This is a genomic window from Hansschlegelia sp., from assembly GCF_035538955.1.
In the GTDB taxonomy this organism is placed as follows: Bacteria; Pseudomonadota; Alphaproteobacteria; order Rhizobiales; family Methylopilaceae; genus Methylopila.
In genome coordinates, this window is sequence record NZ_DATLJK010000016.1 from 134564 (window position 1) to 148800 (window position 14237).

11 protein-coding genes are annotated in these 14237 nt (G+C 69.1%); 6 read left to right on the forward strand and 5 right to left on the reverse strand.

Going from position 1 to position 14237, the window contains the following annotated elements; all coding sequences use genetic code 11:
- The first annotated feature begins 20 nt into the window (after nt 1–20).
- A complete protein-coding gene (locus tag VM780_RS15815; RefSeq protein ID WP_325449064.1) occupies nt 21–926 on the forward strand; it encodes a glycosyltransferase in 906 nt (301 codons plus the stop codon).
- A 20-nt stretch (nt 927–946) separates the two neighbouring features.
- On the opposite strand, the gene VM780_RS15820 is transcribed toward VM780_RS15815, so the two are convergent.
- Entirely contained in the window at nt 947–1969 is a 1023-nt protein-coding gene (locus VM780_RS15820) for a glycosyltransferase family 2 protein (protein WP_325449066.1), read from the reverse strand.
- A gap of 183 nt (nt 1970–2152) precedes the next feature.
- On the opposite strand from VM780_RS15820, the gene chrA reads away from it, so the two are divergent.
- Together chrA and VM780_RS15830 are read left to right on the forward strand one after the other, a co-directional pair.
- Nucleotides 2153–3529 carry a chromate efflux transporter gene (gene chrA / locus VM780_RS15825; protein ID WP_325449068.1) on the forward strand — a complete coding sequence of 459 codons (1377 nt, stop codon included), beginning with the start codon at nt 2153–2155 and terminating at the stop codon, nt 3527–3529.
- Between the two features lie 119 nt (nt 3530–3648).
- Complete coding sequence (locus VM780_RS15830; protein ID WP_325449070.1) at nt 3649–5958, forward strand: putative bifunctional diguanylate cyclase/phosphodiesterase; 2310 nt, start codon at nt 3649–3651, stop codon at nt 5956–5958.
- On the opposite strand, the gene VM780_RS15835 is transcribed toward VM780_RS15830, so the two are convergent.
- Together VM780_RS15835 and VM780_RS15840 are read right to left on the reverse strand one after the other, a co-directional pair.
- Nucleotides 5955–6980 (reverse strand): Gfo/Idh/MocA family oxidoreductase, encoded by a 1026-nt coding sequence (locus VM780_RS15835; RefSeq protein ID WP_325449072.1) that lies wholly within the window; start codon nt 6978–6980, stop codon nt 5955–5957. The genes VM780_RS15830 and VM780_RS15835 overlap by 4 nt on opposite strands.
- The gene (locus VM780_RS15840; protein ID WP_325449074.1) at nt 6977–7963 is read right to left on the reverse strand and encodes an MDR/zinc-dependent alcohol dehydrogenase-like family protein; all 987 of its coding nucleotides are present in this window, start codon (nt 7961–7963) and stop codon (nt 6977–6979) included. Before VM780_RS15840 ends, VM780_RS15835 begins: the two co-directional genes overlap by 4 nt.
- Before the next feature lie 296 nt (nt 7964–8259).
- Between VM780_RS15840 and cysT the strand changes: the two genes are divergently transcribed.
- Nucleotides 8260–9159 carry a sulfate ABC transporter permease subunit CysT gene (gene cysT / locus VM780_RS15845; protein WP_325449076.1) on the forward strand — a complete coding sequence of 300 codons (900 nt, stop codon included), beginning with the start codon at nt 8260–8262 and terminating at the stop codon, nt 9157–9159.
- Nucleotides 9149–10021, forward strand: coding sequence for a sulfate ABC transporter permease subunit CysW (cysW, locus tag VM780_RS15850; protein ID WP_325449078.1), 873 nt, complete (start codon nt 9149–9151; stop codon nt 10019–10021). Before cysT ends, cysW begins: the two co-directional genes overlap by 11 nt.
- A 19-nt stretch (nt 10022–10040) precedes the next feature.
- Here cysW and cytX read toward each other — a convergent pair whose 3' ends face one another.
- Both cytX and VM780_RS15860 read right to left on the reverse strand, forming a co-directional pair.
- Complete coding sequence (gene cytX / locus VM780_RS15855; RefSeq protein WP_325449079.1) at nt 10041–11321, reverse strand: putative hydroxymethylpyrimidine transporter CytX; 1281 nt, start codon at nt 11319–11321, stop codon at nt 10041–10043.
- A 90-nt stretch (nt 11322–11411) separates the two neighbouring features.
- Nucleotides 11412–12311, reverse strand: coding sequence for a LysR family transcriptional regulator (locus VM780_RS15860; RefSeq protein WP_325449081.1), 900 nt, complete (start codon nt 12309–12311; stop codon nt 11412–11414).
- 291 nt (nt 12312–12602) lie between these two features.
- Between VM780_RS15860 and VM780_RS15865 the strand changes: the two genes are divergently transcribed.
- Entirely contained in the window at nt 12603–13994 is a 1392-nt protein-coding gene (locus VM780_RS15865; protein WP_325449083.1) for an MFS transporter, read from the forward strand.
- Nucleotides 13995–14237: the final 243 nt, after the last annotated feature.

The window sequence follows — 14237 nt, forward strand, 5'->3', positions numbered from 1 at the left end:
GCAGAGGGAGAGTCGGAGCCGTGCCAGCCATCGCGGTCGTGATGCCGGTCTACAATCGCGCGGCGACCGTCGGGCCGGCGATCGAGAGCGTGCTCGCGCAGGATTTCGACGATTTCGAGCTGATCGTCGTCGACGACGGCTCGCGCGACGCGACCTGCGCGGCGGTGTCGGCCTATGTCGACCCGCGCGTGAAACTGCTGCGGCAGGAGCAGAACCGCGGCGGCAACGCGGCGCGCAACCGCGGCGTCCGCGAGGCCGCCGCGCCCCTGATCGCCTTCCTCGACAGCGACGACGTGTTCCTGCCGCACAAGCTCGGCTTCCTCGTGCGCTATTTTGCGGCGAACCCGCAGGTCGACGTGCTGATCGACAGTTTCGAGCTGGTCTACCCGCCCGAGATGAACAAGCCGAAGGCCACGCGGATCAATCCGGCGCTCGCCGACAGCGCCGCGATCGAGGAGGCGATCTTCGCCCGCCGGATCTTCAAGGCGACGCCGGCCATCAGCGCCCGCAAGGAAGCGATCGTCCAAGCAGGGTTGTTCGACGAGACGCTGAAGCGCCGGCAGGATTTCGACCTGGTGCTGCGGCTCGCGCAGACGGCGCGGTGCGCCTCGACGGACGCCGTGCTGTGGACCAAGCAGTGGTCGCCGGACGCGATCTCGGCCAAGCACGACACCTTCGTGCCGGCCACCATCGAGCTCTGCCGGCGGCATCCGCGCTATCTGACGGAGCCCGCCTTTCGCGCCGGCCTCGCGCGCGACACGGCGCGCCATTTTGCGCGGCTGCTCTCGAAGGGCAGGGTCGGCGGAGCCTTCGGCGACGCCCGGCGGCTGGCGGGGGCGTTCGGCTTCGCGACGCTCTGCGGGTTGCTGGCGACGGGCGCCGGCGAGATGGCGAGGCGCAAGCGGGACAAGACCGCGCCTCGCTGAATGTCAGCCCTGGCGCGGCCTCAGGCCTGGCCGGGCGCGGCGAGCGGCGGCTGGTTTGAGCCGGTGGCCGGCAGCGGACCGAAGCTGCGGGTCAGCGCGCTCCACAACTCGCCCACGAGGGCGATCGAGAAGTAGCCGAGCGACAGCAGCATGGCGAAAGGCCGCTGCCACACCGGCAGGTCGACTTCGCCGCCCTTCTTGATGATGCGCTTCCACGAGCGCCACAGCTTCGAGCCGAAGAAGTAGAACGAATAGCCGAGCCGGCCGAGCCGCGACTGCGTCACGGTGTGGAACGCCTGGAAGTCGCGGTCGAGACCGGTGGTCCAGGCGCGCCAGGCGATGAACTTGTAGCCCGGATGCGGCGCATGGATCGTCATGGCGTCGGCGGTGCGGACCCATTTGTAGCCGCGCGCGCTGATGTCCCGCAGCCAGAAGCCGCACTGCTTCTTGAACGCCGGCAGGTCCGGGAACGGGTTGCGGCGGAAGAATTCGGTGCGGAAGGCGCAGTTGTTGGCGTGGATCTTGTGCCGCTTGACGGTCTTGGTGCGCTCGCTCGGCAGATTGAAGATCCAGCTCAGCGCCATGGTGCGCGACAGCAGGTCCTCGTGACCGAGCACGGTGAAGCCGCCGACCGCCATGATCTCGGGGTCTGCGAACGGCTTGAGCAGCGCTTCCAGCCAGCCGGGCTGCGGGCCGGCGTCGCTGTCGAGCATCACGACCAGCTCGGTCTTGGCCAGCGAGACGCCGTAGTTCTTGAGCTTGTAGTAGGTGAGGCCGGGGGTCGCCACCAACTCCACCTCGGCGAACTCCTTGAGCCGCGGAGCGACCTCGTCGATCACCGACTGGATGGTCTCGGCGTCCACGGCCCCGCGGTCGTAGAGGTACATGACCCGCGGCTTCTCGGTCATGCGGCTCTGGTTGCGCTCGAGCTCGCTCTGGAAGGACGACATGGCGCGCTTCGCCCATTCGTCCTCGACGTCGATCGCGTTCTCCCACTCGACGATGAACGTCACGGGAGGCAGCATGTTCTCGGCAAGAGCCATGGCGGTGTCCTTAAAGGCTCGAGGCGGGCCGGCGGCGACACTTGAATACGCCTGCGCGAGCGCCCTCGCGTGCTTTGGCCCGGTCTAAGACAACTTGTCTCAGGGTTCAATCCGCGAATCCGGCGCGACGGGCTTCGCGCGCCGTCGTTGCGCTAGCGCAAATTTGTGGCAACCTCGCGCCGAATGGATCGCCCCCTGGACCCGCCCTCCGCGCCGACACTTGCCGAGGCCACGCGGGTATGGGCGAAGATCGGGCTTCTGGGCTTCGGCGGGCCCGTCGGCCAGATCGCCCTGATGCACCGGGAGCTGGTCGAGCAGCGCCGCTGGATCGGCGAGCAGCGTTTCCTGCACGCGCTCAACTACTGCATGCTGCTGCCTGGACCGGAAGCCCAGCAACTCGCCATCTATGTCGGCTGGCTGCTGCATCGCACGGCCGGCGGTCTGATCGCCGGCGCGCTGTTCGTGCTGCCCGGCGCTCTGGTGATGCTGGCGCTCAGCGTGACCTACGCGGTGTACAGCGACGCCCCGCTGGTGGAGGCCGCGTTCTTCGGCGTGAAGGCCGCGGTGCTCGCCATTGTGGTCGAGGCGGTGATCCGCATCGGCCGCCGGGCGCTGCGCAACCGCGCGATGGTCACGATCGCGGCTCTGTCCTTCCTCGGCATCTACGTGCTTCGCCTGCCGTTCCCGGTGATCGTCCTGCTCGCGGCGCTGACCGGATGGATTGGCGCCCGGCGCGCGCCGGAGCTTTTCCGGCCCGGCGGTCACGGCTCCGCAAAAGACGCTCCGCAGTCGCGCGGGGTGGTGGACGAGATGTTCGACCGCGGCGAGCTTGCGCACGCCGAGCCGACGCTGAGGCGGGCGCTCCGCGTTCTGGCTGTGGGGCTTCCGGTCTGGCTGGGACCGTGGGCGGCGCTGCTGCTCATCGCCGGTCCGCACAGCGTCTGGACGCAGATCGCGTCCTTCTTCAGCGTCATGGCGGTGGTGACGTTCGGCGGCGCCTATGCGGCGCTCGCCTATGTGGCGCAGGCGGCGGTCGGCGTTTACGGCTGGCTCGCGCCCGGTGAAATGGCCGACGGGCTCGGCTTGGCGGAGACGACGCCGGGTCCGCTGATCCTGGTGCTGCAATTCGTCGGCTTCATCGCCGCGCACCGCGCGCCCGGTGCGCTCAATCCCCTCGTGGCCGGCGCGCTCGGGGCGCTGCTTACGAGTTGGATGACCTTCGCGCCCTGCTTTCTGTGGATTTTTCTCGGCGCGCCCTTCGTTGAGGCGCTGCGGGCGAATGTCCGCGTCGCCGCCGCGCTCTCCGCCGTGACCGCGGCGGTGGTCGGCGTGATCCTGAACCTTGCGGTGTGGTTCGGCCTGCATGTCGTCTTCCGCGAGGTCACGCCGCTGACGATCCATGGGATCGGACCAGACCTGCCTGTCCTCGCCTCGATCGACTGGCGCGCCGCCGCGCTGGCGGCGGCCGCCATGGCGGCTATGCTGCATTTCAAGGTCGGAATGGCGCGCACGCTCCTGGCTTGCGCCGCCTGCGGGCTGCTGCTCGTGCATTTCGTCTGACCAGCTGGCGAACGATGCGGTCGGGGCCCGCTCTTAATCTTGCGAAAACGATAGTCGCATTCCGTGTGACGGCGTCTTGAACCGATTGTTTCAGATGCGGTTGTCCTTGCAGGAGGTATATGCGCGCGACCCACACAGGCTCAGGCGGCCGCTCCAAGCTGATCATCGCTCTTGGCGCCCTGATGGCTGCGAGCGTGACCCTGGCGGCCGTCGCGTTGCTGGCGTGGCGGCACGAGGAGGTCCTGGCCAACGCCCAAGATGGACTGCGCAATGTCTCCACGCTGCTCGCCTCCCAGAGCGAACAGATCTTTCAGGGCATAGACGTCGTTCAGAACCGGCTGATCGAGCGGCTCGAGATCGAACAGGTTCGCTCGCCCGACGACCTGCGGCGCATCGGGTCCACGCGCGAGACCCATGATCGCCTCGTCGGCCTCACCCAGTCGCTCGGCATGCTCGATGCGATGGCCATCATCGACAATCACGGGCGCCTTCTGAGCTCGTCTCGCGGATGGCCGGCCCCTGAAGTCACCGTCACGGACCGCGACTACTTTCGCGCGCTCTCGACGCCTGGAGCGCCGGCGGTCTACTGGAGCGCCCCGGTGCGCAGCAGGGGCAACGGCGCCCGCACGATCTATTACGCCAGACGGCTCTCAGCTTCGGACGGCAGTCTGATCGGGCTCGTCCTTGGCATGATCCTGGTCGAGAGGCTGGAGCAGAATTTCGCGGCGATCGCTATGCCGGGACGCAGCGCGATCGATCTGGTGCGTGACGACGGGGTCACGCTGGTGCGCCGGTCGCCCCGCTTGGCGAGCAAGGAGGAGGCGCGCAGGCTCGAGCCTTCGACGATCCTCTCGCCGGACGACGACGAGGAGCAACGCGAGGTCATCACCGCGGCGACGCCGGTCGCCGGATATCCGCTCTCGGTCATCGCCAGCGTCTCGCGCGACGCGGCGCTCGCCGGCTGGCGACGGGAAGCCGGCGTCATCGGCGCGCTCGCGCTCCTGCTCAACCTGACGATCGCGGCTGCCGGCCTGCTCGGCGTCAGGCAGCTCCGCGCCAGCGACAAGGCCTTCGTGGCCGAGCAGGCGGCGGCCCGCCATGACGTGCTCACGGGGCTGCCCAACCGGACCTATTTCCGCGAGCGCCTCGACCTGTTGCTCGCCTCCCGCAGGGAGACGCAGCAGGAATTCGCGCTCCTGCTCATCGACCTCGACCATTTCCGCGAGATCAATGACGCGCTCGGCCATGCCGCCGGCGACCAGACGCTTCGGGCGGTCGCGGGGCGCCTCCAGAACGCGATCGGGCCGGCGGATTTCCTCGCCCGACTGGGCGGCGACGAATTTGCGATCATCCACCCGGACCAGGGCAACGGGCTGGAGGTTCCGGCGCTCGCCGAGAACGTGCTTGACCGTCTCTCGCGGCAGATAAGGCTGATCGACGGCGAAATCCGCATCTCCTGCAGCATCGGGACGGCGATCGCGGGCCGCGACGCGGACAGCGCGGCCGAGCTGCTGGCGCATGCCGACCTGGCGCTGTCGCGCGCCAAAGAAGCCGGGCGGACGGCGATCCGAGCCTACACCGACGACATCGGCGCCGAGCGCAAGCAGCGCCTGTCGCTGCTGAGCGACCTGAGACGAGCCGTCGAAGAGCAGCGGCTCTCGGTGTTCTTCCAGCCGATCATCAGCCTTCAGACCCGCAAGGTGGTCGGCTTCGAGGCCCTGCTGCGGTGGAAGGACGAGCGCCGCGGCTTCGTGCCGCCCTCCGAATTCATTCCGCTCGCCGAGGAGAGCGGAATGATCGGCCGGCTCGGCAATTGGGTGCTGGAGGAGGCCTGCCGGCACGCCGCGACCTGGCCGGAAAGCGTTAAGGTCTCGGTCAATCTTTCGCCTGTGCAGTTGCGGACGCAGGACGTCTTCGCCCAGACCTACGCGGCCCTGCACGCGGCCGACCTGCCGCCGCGCCGGCTGATCCTGGAGATCACCGAGTCGGTTCAGCTCGAGCAGACCCATGCGGGCATGACGTTGCGCAACCTGCGTGACCTTGGGATCGGCGTCGCGCTCGACGATTTCGGCACCGGCTACGCCTCGCTGAGTTATCTGCGCAGCTTCCCGTTCGATCTCATCAAGATCGACCAGTCCTTCGTGCGCGACATGCATCGTTCGGTGGAATCGGAGGTCATCGTTCAGACCGTCCTGGCGCTCGGCGGCCGCCTCGGCATGAGCGTGACGGCCGAGGGAGTGGAAACCCTCGCGCAACTCGAAACCCTGCAGCGGCAGGGCTGCAGCAAGGCGCAGGGTTATCTGTTCGCCGCGCCGATGCCGGCGGACGAGGTGCTGCGCTTCCTCGCCGTCTGGCGGTTTCCGGGCGACGAAGGCGCCCCGCCGATCACGCTGGTGCGCTCCGGCGGGACGCCCCCGGCCGGGGCCTAACGGCCGTAGATCCGGTCGAGGATTTCCGCAGCGTCGGCCATGCGCGCGATCTCGGGCGAGAAGCCTTCGCCGGCGGCGAGCCGTCGCGCCCAGTCGGCCGCCGCCTTGCCGCCCCAGTCGTTCTCGAGCGGGTGGACCGGCTCCCGGGAGGTGCCCCGATAGCGCTCGGTGACGAAGTCGTAGAACGAGCCGTCGACATTGCGGATCGTGGCGCCTCCCTGCGTCCCATAGAAGGCCGCGGAGATCACCGCGTCCTGGCCGGCGTTGAGCCGCCACGAACAGGCGAGCCGCACCACCGCGCCGGACTCGAGCTCGACGGTGGCCTCCGCGAAATCCTCCACCCGGTCCGGATGCGCGCTAAGCCGCTCCCCGCCGGCGAACAGCCGCGCCGAGATGTCCGTCGCCGCCGGAAAGCCGAGGGTCCACAGCGCGAGATCGACGAGGTGCACCCCGAGATCCATCACGCAGCCGCCGCCCGATTGCGCCTGGTCGTAGAACCACGGCTTGTCCGGCCCGTAGGCGTTGTGGAACACCAGGTCGACGGCGAAGACGCGGCCGAGCTCGCCGGCCTGCACGAGTTCCCGGATGCGCTGCATGCCGTGGGTGAAGCGGTAGGAGAGGTCGACGCCGAGCAGGCGATCAGCCGCCCGGGCCGCGTCCACGACGGCCCGGACCTCGTCGGCGGTCCGGCCGAGCGGCTTCTGGCAGAACACGGCAGCCCCGCGCTCCAGCGCCCGGATCGATTGGGCGGCGTGCAATGAGCTCGGCGTCGCGATCACCACGCCGTCGAGGCCCTGATCGAGCAGCGCGTCGAAATCGGCCGCCAGGGCCGCGCCGGGCGCAAGTTCGGCCGCCTTGGCGGCCATCTCGGGCGATGGGTCGCAGATCGCCGCGACCTCGGCCGCGCCGGCGCCCACGATCGCCTTCATCCGGTCGAGCCCGATCCAGCCGACGCCGAGGAATCCCACGCGCGGCTTTTGCACGGCGCCGCCCGTCGGCCGGTCCAGCGAAGCGAGCGTCATGCGAAGGTCACCAGAGCCTTGAGGAACCCGTCCGGGCGATCCCGGGTGGCGTTCAGCGCCTCGTCCAGCCGCTCCAGCGGGAAGCTGTGCGTGTAGAGCTCGCGCGGGTCGAGCCGGCCTGAGGCGAGCGCGTCCACCGCGTCGCGGATGCCCGCCATATAGACCTTGGGGTCGCGCTCATGGGCGTTGATCACGTCGAGCCCGCGCCAGTTCCAAAGCCACATATTGACCTGGCGCGGTCCGTCCTGGTGGTAGCCGGCGACGATCAGCCGGCCGCGCTCGCGGGTCAGCTCCGCCGCCAGGTCGAGCGGCCACTGATACCCCACCGCCTCGATAACGCGGTCGCAGAACGCGCCGTCGGTGAGCGCCTTCACGCGCTCGATGATCGCGTTGTGGTCATCCATCACGATGGTCTCGGCCGCGCCCATGCGGCGGGCGACCTCCAGCGAGAACGGGCGGCGGGAGATCGCGATGACGCGCGCGCCGGCGTCGGTCGCGAGTCGGGTCAGGATCGCGCCCAGGAAGCCGATGCCGACGATGGCGACGGTCTGCCCCGCGCTGATCTCGCTGCGGCGAAAAATGTTCATGGCGCAGCCGAGCGGCTCGCCCGGCAGCGGCTGCCCGTCGAGCGCGTCCGGGAGCCGCAGCACCGCTTCAGTCTCGGCGAGGTCGTACTCGGCGTAGCTGCGGTAGGAGAGCGCGGCGACCCGCTGGCCGACCGCGAGACCATCGACGCCGTCGCCGACGGCGTCGATCACCCCCCAGCCCTCATGGCCGAGATCGCCAGGCTTGGTCGGGAAGCTCATCCACTCCGGGCCGGACCACGGCGTCAGGTTGGAGGCGCAGACCCCGCAGCCTTCGAGCCGGATGCGCACCTGACCGGGTCCGGGCGTAGGTAGGGGGACCTGCTCGATCCTGATCTCACCCGGGCCGGTGAGCACCGCCGCCCGCATCGTGCCGTCCGCCGCCGCTTGTTCCGTCATGCGCCTTCTCTTGCCGCAGGGTCGCTCGCCGATCGGGTCCGGCGCAGCTTTGCAGAGGGTTCTGGGGCGCGGGCGCGGAAAGGCATCCCGCGATTGCGCAATCCGCTCATGCCGTTGCGGCCGGCGCAGATAGGCGACCAAGCCGACAAAATACAAAATCGATGTAGTGAGTATTGACAATCCGACTGTGCCGTGGCGGCTTTCAGGGCGCACACCGGAGCCGCCGCCATGCCCCGCCTTGTCCAGACGTCGCCTGGCGTTTCCGCCTGCCGCCGGCGAAAACCAGCGGCCGGAGCATGAGCGCGATCGCCTCCAGCGAGCTCCGGTCGCAGGCCGCGACGGCGCCCGTCGCGGCTTCGGCGCGGAAGCGCCGGCCGTTTCGGGCGCCGAGCGCGCTGCCGGGCTTCGGCCTCGCCTATGGCTTCACCTGGCTCTATCTCGGGCTGGTCATCCTGCTGCCGCTCGCGGCGGTCGTGCTGTGGGCCGCCTCGCTCGGCCCGGCGCGGCTGTTCGCGATCGCGCTCGAGCCGCGCACGCTGGCGGCGCTGAAGCTCAGCTTCGGGCTCTCTCTCGCGGCCGCGGCGCTGAACGTCGTGTTCGGGCTGCTGCTCGCCTGGGTGCTGACGCGTTACGAGTTCCCCGGAAGGCGGCTCGTCGACGCCGCGGTCGACCTGCCGTTCGCGCTGCCGACGGCCGTCGCCGGCATCGCGCTGTCAGCGATCTATGCGCCGAACGGCTGGGTCGGCTCGCTCGTCCCGTTCAGGATCGCCTACACGCAGCTCGGGGTCTTCGTCGCGCTGGTGTTCATCGGCCTGCCCTTCGTGGTGCGGACCGTGCAGCCGGTGCTGGCAGATCTCGACCATGCGCTCGAGGAGGCGGCCGCGACGCTCGGGGCCGGCCGCGCCCGCACGATCGTGAGCGTCGTGCTGCCGATCCTCGGGCCCGCGCTGCTCACCGGCTTCGCGCTCGCCTTCGCCCGTGCGGTCGGGGAGTACGGCTCGGTGATCTTCATCGCCGGCAACATCCCGTATGTCTCGGAGATCGCGCCGCTGCTGATCGTGATGCGGCTCGAGGAATTCGACTATGCGGGCGCGACCGCAATAGCGACCGCGATGCTCGCGCTGTCATTCGCGATCCTGCTGTTCGTCAACCTGATCGAGGCGTGGTCGCGGCGGAGGCTCGGCCATGGCCGCTGAACAGACCGCGGTCCTGGCCGCGCCGCCGCCGCCCACCACGGAGTCGCGCGCCGCCCGGCTGGCGGCGATCGCGCTCGCGCTCGGCTTTCTCGCCTTCTTCCTGGCGCTGCCGCTTTTCGCGGTGTTCCGCGAGGCGTTCCGGGGCGGCGTCGCGGCCTATCTGGCGGCGTTCGACGATCCGGACAGCTGGTCGGCGATCCAGTTGACGATCCTGGTCGCCGCGATCGCGGTTCCGGCGAACCTCGTCTTCGGCCTCGCGGCCTCCTGGGCGGTGGCGAAGTTCGACTTCCGCGGCAAGAGCCTGCTGGTCACGCTGATCGACCTGCCGTTCTCGGTGTCCCCGGTCGTCTCCGGCATGTGCTACGTGCTGCTGTTCGGCGCGCACGGCTATTTCGGCTCCTATCTGCAATCCTACGGGGTGCAGATCATCTTCGCCGTGCCGGGGATCGTGCTGGCGACGATCTTCGTCACCTTCCCGTTCGTCGCGCGCGAACTCATCCCGCTGATGCAGGAGCAGGGGGTCGCCGAGGAGGAGGCGGCGCTGTCGCTCGGCGCAGGGGGCTGGCGCACCTTCTGGAGCGTGACGCTGCCCAGTGTGCGCTGGGCGCTGCTCTACGGCGTGCTGCTCTGCAACGCCCGTGCGATGGGCGAGTTCGGCGCCGTCTCGGTGGTCTCAGGCCATCTCCGCGGACTCACCAACACGGTCCCGCTGCAGGTCGAGATCCTCTACAACGACTACAATTTCATCGCCGCCTTCGCGGTCGCGTCGCTGCTCGCATGCCTTGGCCTGGTGACGCTCGGCGTGAAGTCGGCGCTGGAGTGGCGCTATGGCGACGAGCTGGCGTCCGGTCGTCGCCACTGAGCGCGGCGGCGCCGGGCGCTCAGCCCCGCATCCGCGTCGCGAGCAGGAAGATCGCCGCGGAGGCCGCCATGGCGGGCAGCGTGGCGCCGAGATCGGGCAGCAGATGCCCGACGCCGTGATAGACCGCGACGCCGGCGAGCCAGGCGACGAGGCCCGCAGGCCGCAGCCCGCCGGCGAACCAGTAGGCGCCGCCGCGGCGGTCGATCTCCGCGACGTCGATGCGGCGCCGGCGGGCGACGAAATAGTCGGCGAGCACGACGCCGAACAGCGGCGCGAACACAGAGCCGATCAGCAGCAGGAAGCCCTCATATTCGGTGAGCGGCAGCGACAGGGCGATCAGCGTGCAAAGCGCTCCGAAGCCGAGCGCGAGCCGCCGGACGGGGACGCGGGTGAGCGTGCCGGTCGAGACCGCAGCCGAATGCACCGCCGCAAAGGCGTTGTCGGTCTCGTCGAGCAGGATCAGCAGCAGCGCGAAGCCGCCGCCGGCCAGCGCCAGCGTGGTCGCGATCGAGGCCTCGCCGCCGGAGACCAGCGCATAGGTGGCGCCGAGCCCGTAAAACCAGACATTGCCGACGAAGTAGCCGAGCGCCGAGCCGCGGAACGCGCCCTCCGCCGAGCGGTGGAAGCGCCCGTAATCCGCGATCACCGGCAGCCAGGAGAGCGGCATCGCCGCGACCAGATCGACGGCCGCGCCGAAACCCATGCCGCCCTGTCCGGGGCGGGCGAACAGCGCGGCGAGGTCCTGCCGGGCGAGCAGCGCATAGGTCAGCCAGGCCGAGGCGGCGAGGATCAGGTAAAGACCCCATTCGCGCAGGAAGCGGCGCACGAAAGACACCGGCCCACCGGCCGCGATCGCGGTCGCCAGCCCACCGAACAGCAGGGTCCAGACGACAGGCGAGGAGACGCCGATCAGGCCCCTGGTCAGGGTGTCGGCGGCGTCGGCCATCACGATGATCTCGAAGGCGCCCCAGCCGACCAGCTGGATCACGTTCAGCACTGCCGGGATCGCCGCGCCGCGCAGCCCGAGCGACGGCCGCAGCGTGGCCATGGCGGCAAGACCGGTCTCGGCGCCGATCATCCCGGCGAGCGCGAGCGGCAGCACCCCGACCAGGGTGCCGCAGACGACGGCCGCGAGCGCCTGACCAAGGCTGAGCGCCGGAACCAGAAGCGAGCCGGCCTGCAGCACGAGCAGACCGAGCCCGAGCGAGAACCACAGCGCGAAGGCGTCGCGCGCCGCGAACACGCGGCGTTCCGCCGGGACCGGAATCAGCGGCGCGTAGGAGACGTCGGCGGAGGACATGGGGCGGTTCGCTCTGGAGGACGGAGGTTCGCCCATAGCACGACCGCAGGCGAGGCGCGCCCCGCCGTCCGGTCGCGCCGGACCGCCCGGTCAGAGTTCGGCCGTCGCGTCGTCGCCAAAGGTGCTGACTTCTACCGCCGTCTCGGCCACCAGCTGCTGCAGGGTCGTGAGCCGCCGCGTCTTGTAGACGGCGGCGAACGGCATCAGCGGCGGCTGCGGGCGGCTTGGCAGGATGCGCAGCGTGCCGTCCGCGAGTTCGTTGCGGTAGCAGGACGGCGGCAGGAGACTGATCCCGACGCCAGCGGCGGTCAGGATCGAGAGCACGGTCATGCTGTTGCAGAGATCCGGGCGCTGGGTCGAGCCGCTCGCGGCGAGCCACGACGACACGGTCTCGAAATGCACCGAGTTCTCGCCGAGCGAGAGAATGCGCAGCGACTTGAAGTCGGAGGCTTCGAGCGGCCGGTCCGGCAGCGCGAGACTGCGCCCGGCCATCCAGCAGAACCCGACCGCCCCGAGAGGCCGCGTGACGAGGCCGGGCTCGAAGGAGCGACCGGGGATCAGGGCGACGTCGAGCTCGCCGGCCTGCAGGCGCTGGCGCAGCGGCGCGGTCAGCGAGATGTCGAGCTCAAGCGTGATCCGCGGGTAGAGCCGGTGCAGCCGCGCGGCGAGATCGGGCAGCCAGGTCATCGCGACCAGTTCGGCGACCCCGACCCGCACCACACCCGAAAGCGCCTCGCGGGCGCCGATCTGCTCGCGGATCTCGGCCTGCAGCGCGAGCGCGCGCTCGGCGTAGCTCACCAGCTCGCGGCCCTTGGCGGTGAGCGTCGCCTTACGCTGGCTGCGATCGAACAGCTGGACGCTGAGGTCCTGCTCGAGCTCCTGGATGCGGGCCGAGACGGTGGACTGGGTGGCGTTGAGCTTGCCCGCGGCGGCCGCGAAGCTGCCCAGCCGGACGATTTCCAGAAACGTCTGAAGCTGGCGGAAATTCATGGATAGGCCGCTCGACCATCGAATATCCCGAAGTCTATCGATCGGAAACTATCGGTTTCAATCGGATTTTTCGGACCATAAGGTTTGTGCAGATCGGGAGGTCCGACCTCGCGATCTCAAACAAAAAAGAACGCCCGTCAGGGCTCCAGCCGTCTCCGGCGCCGGATCATTCCCTCGGGGGAAACCGGGCGCCGGGTCGGGATGCGTCATCCGGAACAGCGGGGACGCAGGAGATCCAGGCTTCGGCGACGTGGACACCATAGTCCCGGGGAGGGACGTGAGGAGGACTGGATGGCGTCTCATCAGGGGACGTCGGCGTTGAGCGACGCCGACACCGCGCGCCACGCCCGGCGCGCCGTAATCGCCTCGACCGTCGGCACGATGATCGAGTGGTACGACTTCTATCTCTACGGACTGGCCGCGGCGCTTGTGTTCGGCAAGCTGTATTTCCCGTCCAGCGATCCGTATGCGGCGACGCTGCTGTCGTTCTCGACCATGTTCGTCGGCTTCGTGGCGCGCCCGCTCGGCGCGCTGATCTTCGGCCATTATGGCGACCGCATCGGCCGCAAGACGACCCTGGTGGTGACGCTGCTGCTGATGGGCGTGAGCACTGTCTTCATCGGCCTTCTGCCGACTTACGAATCGATCGGCGTCTGGGGCGCGGTCGGCCTCGTGGTCCTGCGCGTCCTGCAGGGCATCGGCGTCGGCGGCGAATGGGGCGGCGCGGTCGCGGTCGCGACCGAGTGGTCGAAGTTCAACAAGAGCCGCGGCCTGGCGGCCAGCTGGCCGCAGTTCGGCTCGCCTCTGGGCATGCTGATGGCGGTGGGCGCGCTCACCCTCACCGCGCAGTTCGGCGACGCCGCCTGGTTCGAGGCCATCGGTTGGCGCATTCCGTTCCTGATCAGCGCGCTGCTGATCGGCGTCGGGCTCTACATCCGCCTCGGCGTGCTGGAGACGCCGGTCTTCAAGCGGCTGCAGGACGAAAAGAAGCTGTCGCGCGCGCCCGTGATGGAAGCGGTCCGCGGCTACTGGAAGCAGATCCTGCTCACCTGCCTGATCCGCACCGGCCAGCAGGCCCCGTTCGTGATCTTCACGACCTTCCTGTTGTCCTACGGCACAAAGAACCTGGGTTTCGAAAAGCAGTTCCTGTTCAACTGCGTGCTCGTCGCCTGCGTGTTCTCTTTGTTCGCCAACCCGTTCTTCGGCTGGGCGTCCGACAAGATCGGCCGCAAGCGGATGTACGTGATCGGGGCGGCCACGATGCTGGCCTTCGCGTTCCCATATTTCTGGATGCTGGACACCAAGATCCCGGCGCTCGTCGTCCTCGCGATCGTGATCTCGATCCCGATCCACGACATGCAGTGGGCGCCGCTCGCCGCCTTCACGACGGAGAGCTTCCCGCCGAACGTGCGCTATTCGGGCTCCTCGATCGGCTACCACCTCGCGTCGCTGACGTCCGGCGGCCCGGCGCCGCTGATCTGCGCCTATCTGCTGCACACCTACGGCACCTCGACGGCCATCAGCGCCTACCTGGCGGTGATCGCGGCGATCAGCCTGGTCTCGGCCTTGTGCCTCAAGGATCGCTCGAAGACCGACTACGCCACCAATGAGGGATGGGCCCGCGGAGACGCGGCGACGACGGCCGCGCCGGTGACGCGCACGCCCGTCACGGCGACCTCGTAGCCTCCGTTCGCCCACGGAGGCTACGAAACGGCGGCCGGCGAGGCGACTCGCCGGCCGTGCGGCGTCAGCGACAGCGTGGTCGCGTATCGAATTAATCGAAGAAACCTAATCGAAAACAATCGTTTTCAATCGAAAAAGACGAAGCCTACCATGCTGATCAGACGAGCCGGCGCGCCTTGCCGACGGCGTCAGACAGATCGGCGCCGGGGAGCAACTCCGGGCTAAACAGATGGGAGAGCGCAC

Coding starts and splice junctions, on each gene's coding strand:
- VM780_RS15820 (WP_325449066.1), bottom strand. CDS start 1,969: ATGGCTCTTGCCGAGAACATGCTGCCTCCCGTGACGTTCATCGTCGAG.
- chrA (WP_325449068.1), top strand. CDS start 2,153: ATGGATCGCCCCCTGGACCCGCCCTCCGCGCCGACACTTGCCGAGGCC.
- VM780_RS15830 (WP_325449070.1), top strand. CDS start 3,649: ATGCGCGCGACCCACACAGGCTCAGGCGGCCGCTCCAAGCTGATCATC.
- VM780_RS15835 (WP_325449072.1), bottom strand. CDS start 6,980: ATGACGCTCGCTTCGCTGGACCGGCCGACGGGCGGCGCCGTGCAAAAG.
- VM780_RS15840 (WP_325449074.1), bottom strand. CDS start 7,963: ATGACGGAACAAGCGGCGGCGGACGGCACGATGCGGGCGGCGGTGCTC.
- cysT (WP_325449076.1), top strand. CDS start 8,260: ATGAGCGCGATCGCCTCCAGCGAGCTCCGGTCGCAGGCCGCGACGGCG.
- cysW (WP_325449078.1), top strand. CDS start 9,149: ATGGCCGCTGAACAGACCGCGGTCCTGGCCGCGCCGCCGCCGCCCACC.
- cytX (WP_325449079.1), bottom strand. CDS start 11,321: ATGTCCTCCGCCGACGTCTCCTACGCGCCGCTGATTCCGGTCCCGGCG.
- VM780_RS15860 (WP_325449081.1), bottom strand. CDS start 12,311: ATGAATTTCCGCCAGCTTCAGACGTTTCTGGAAATCGTCCGGCTGGGC.
- VM780_RS15865 (WP_325449083.1), top strand. CDS start 12,603: ATGGCGTCTCATCAGGGGACGTCGGCGTTGAGCGACGCCGACACCGCG.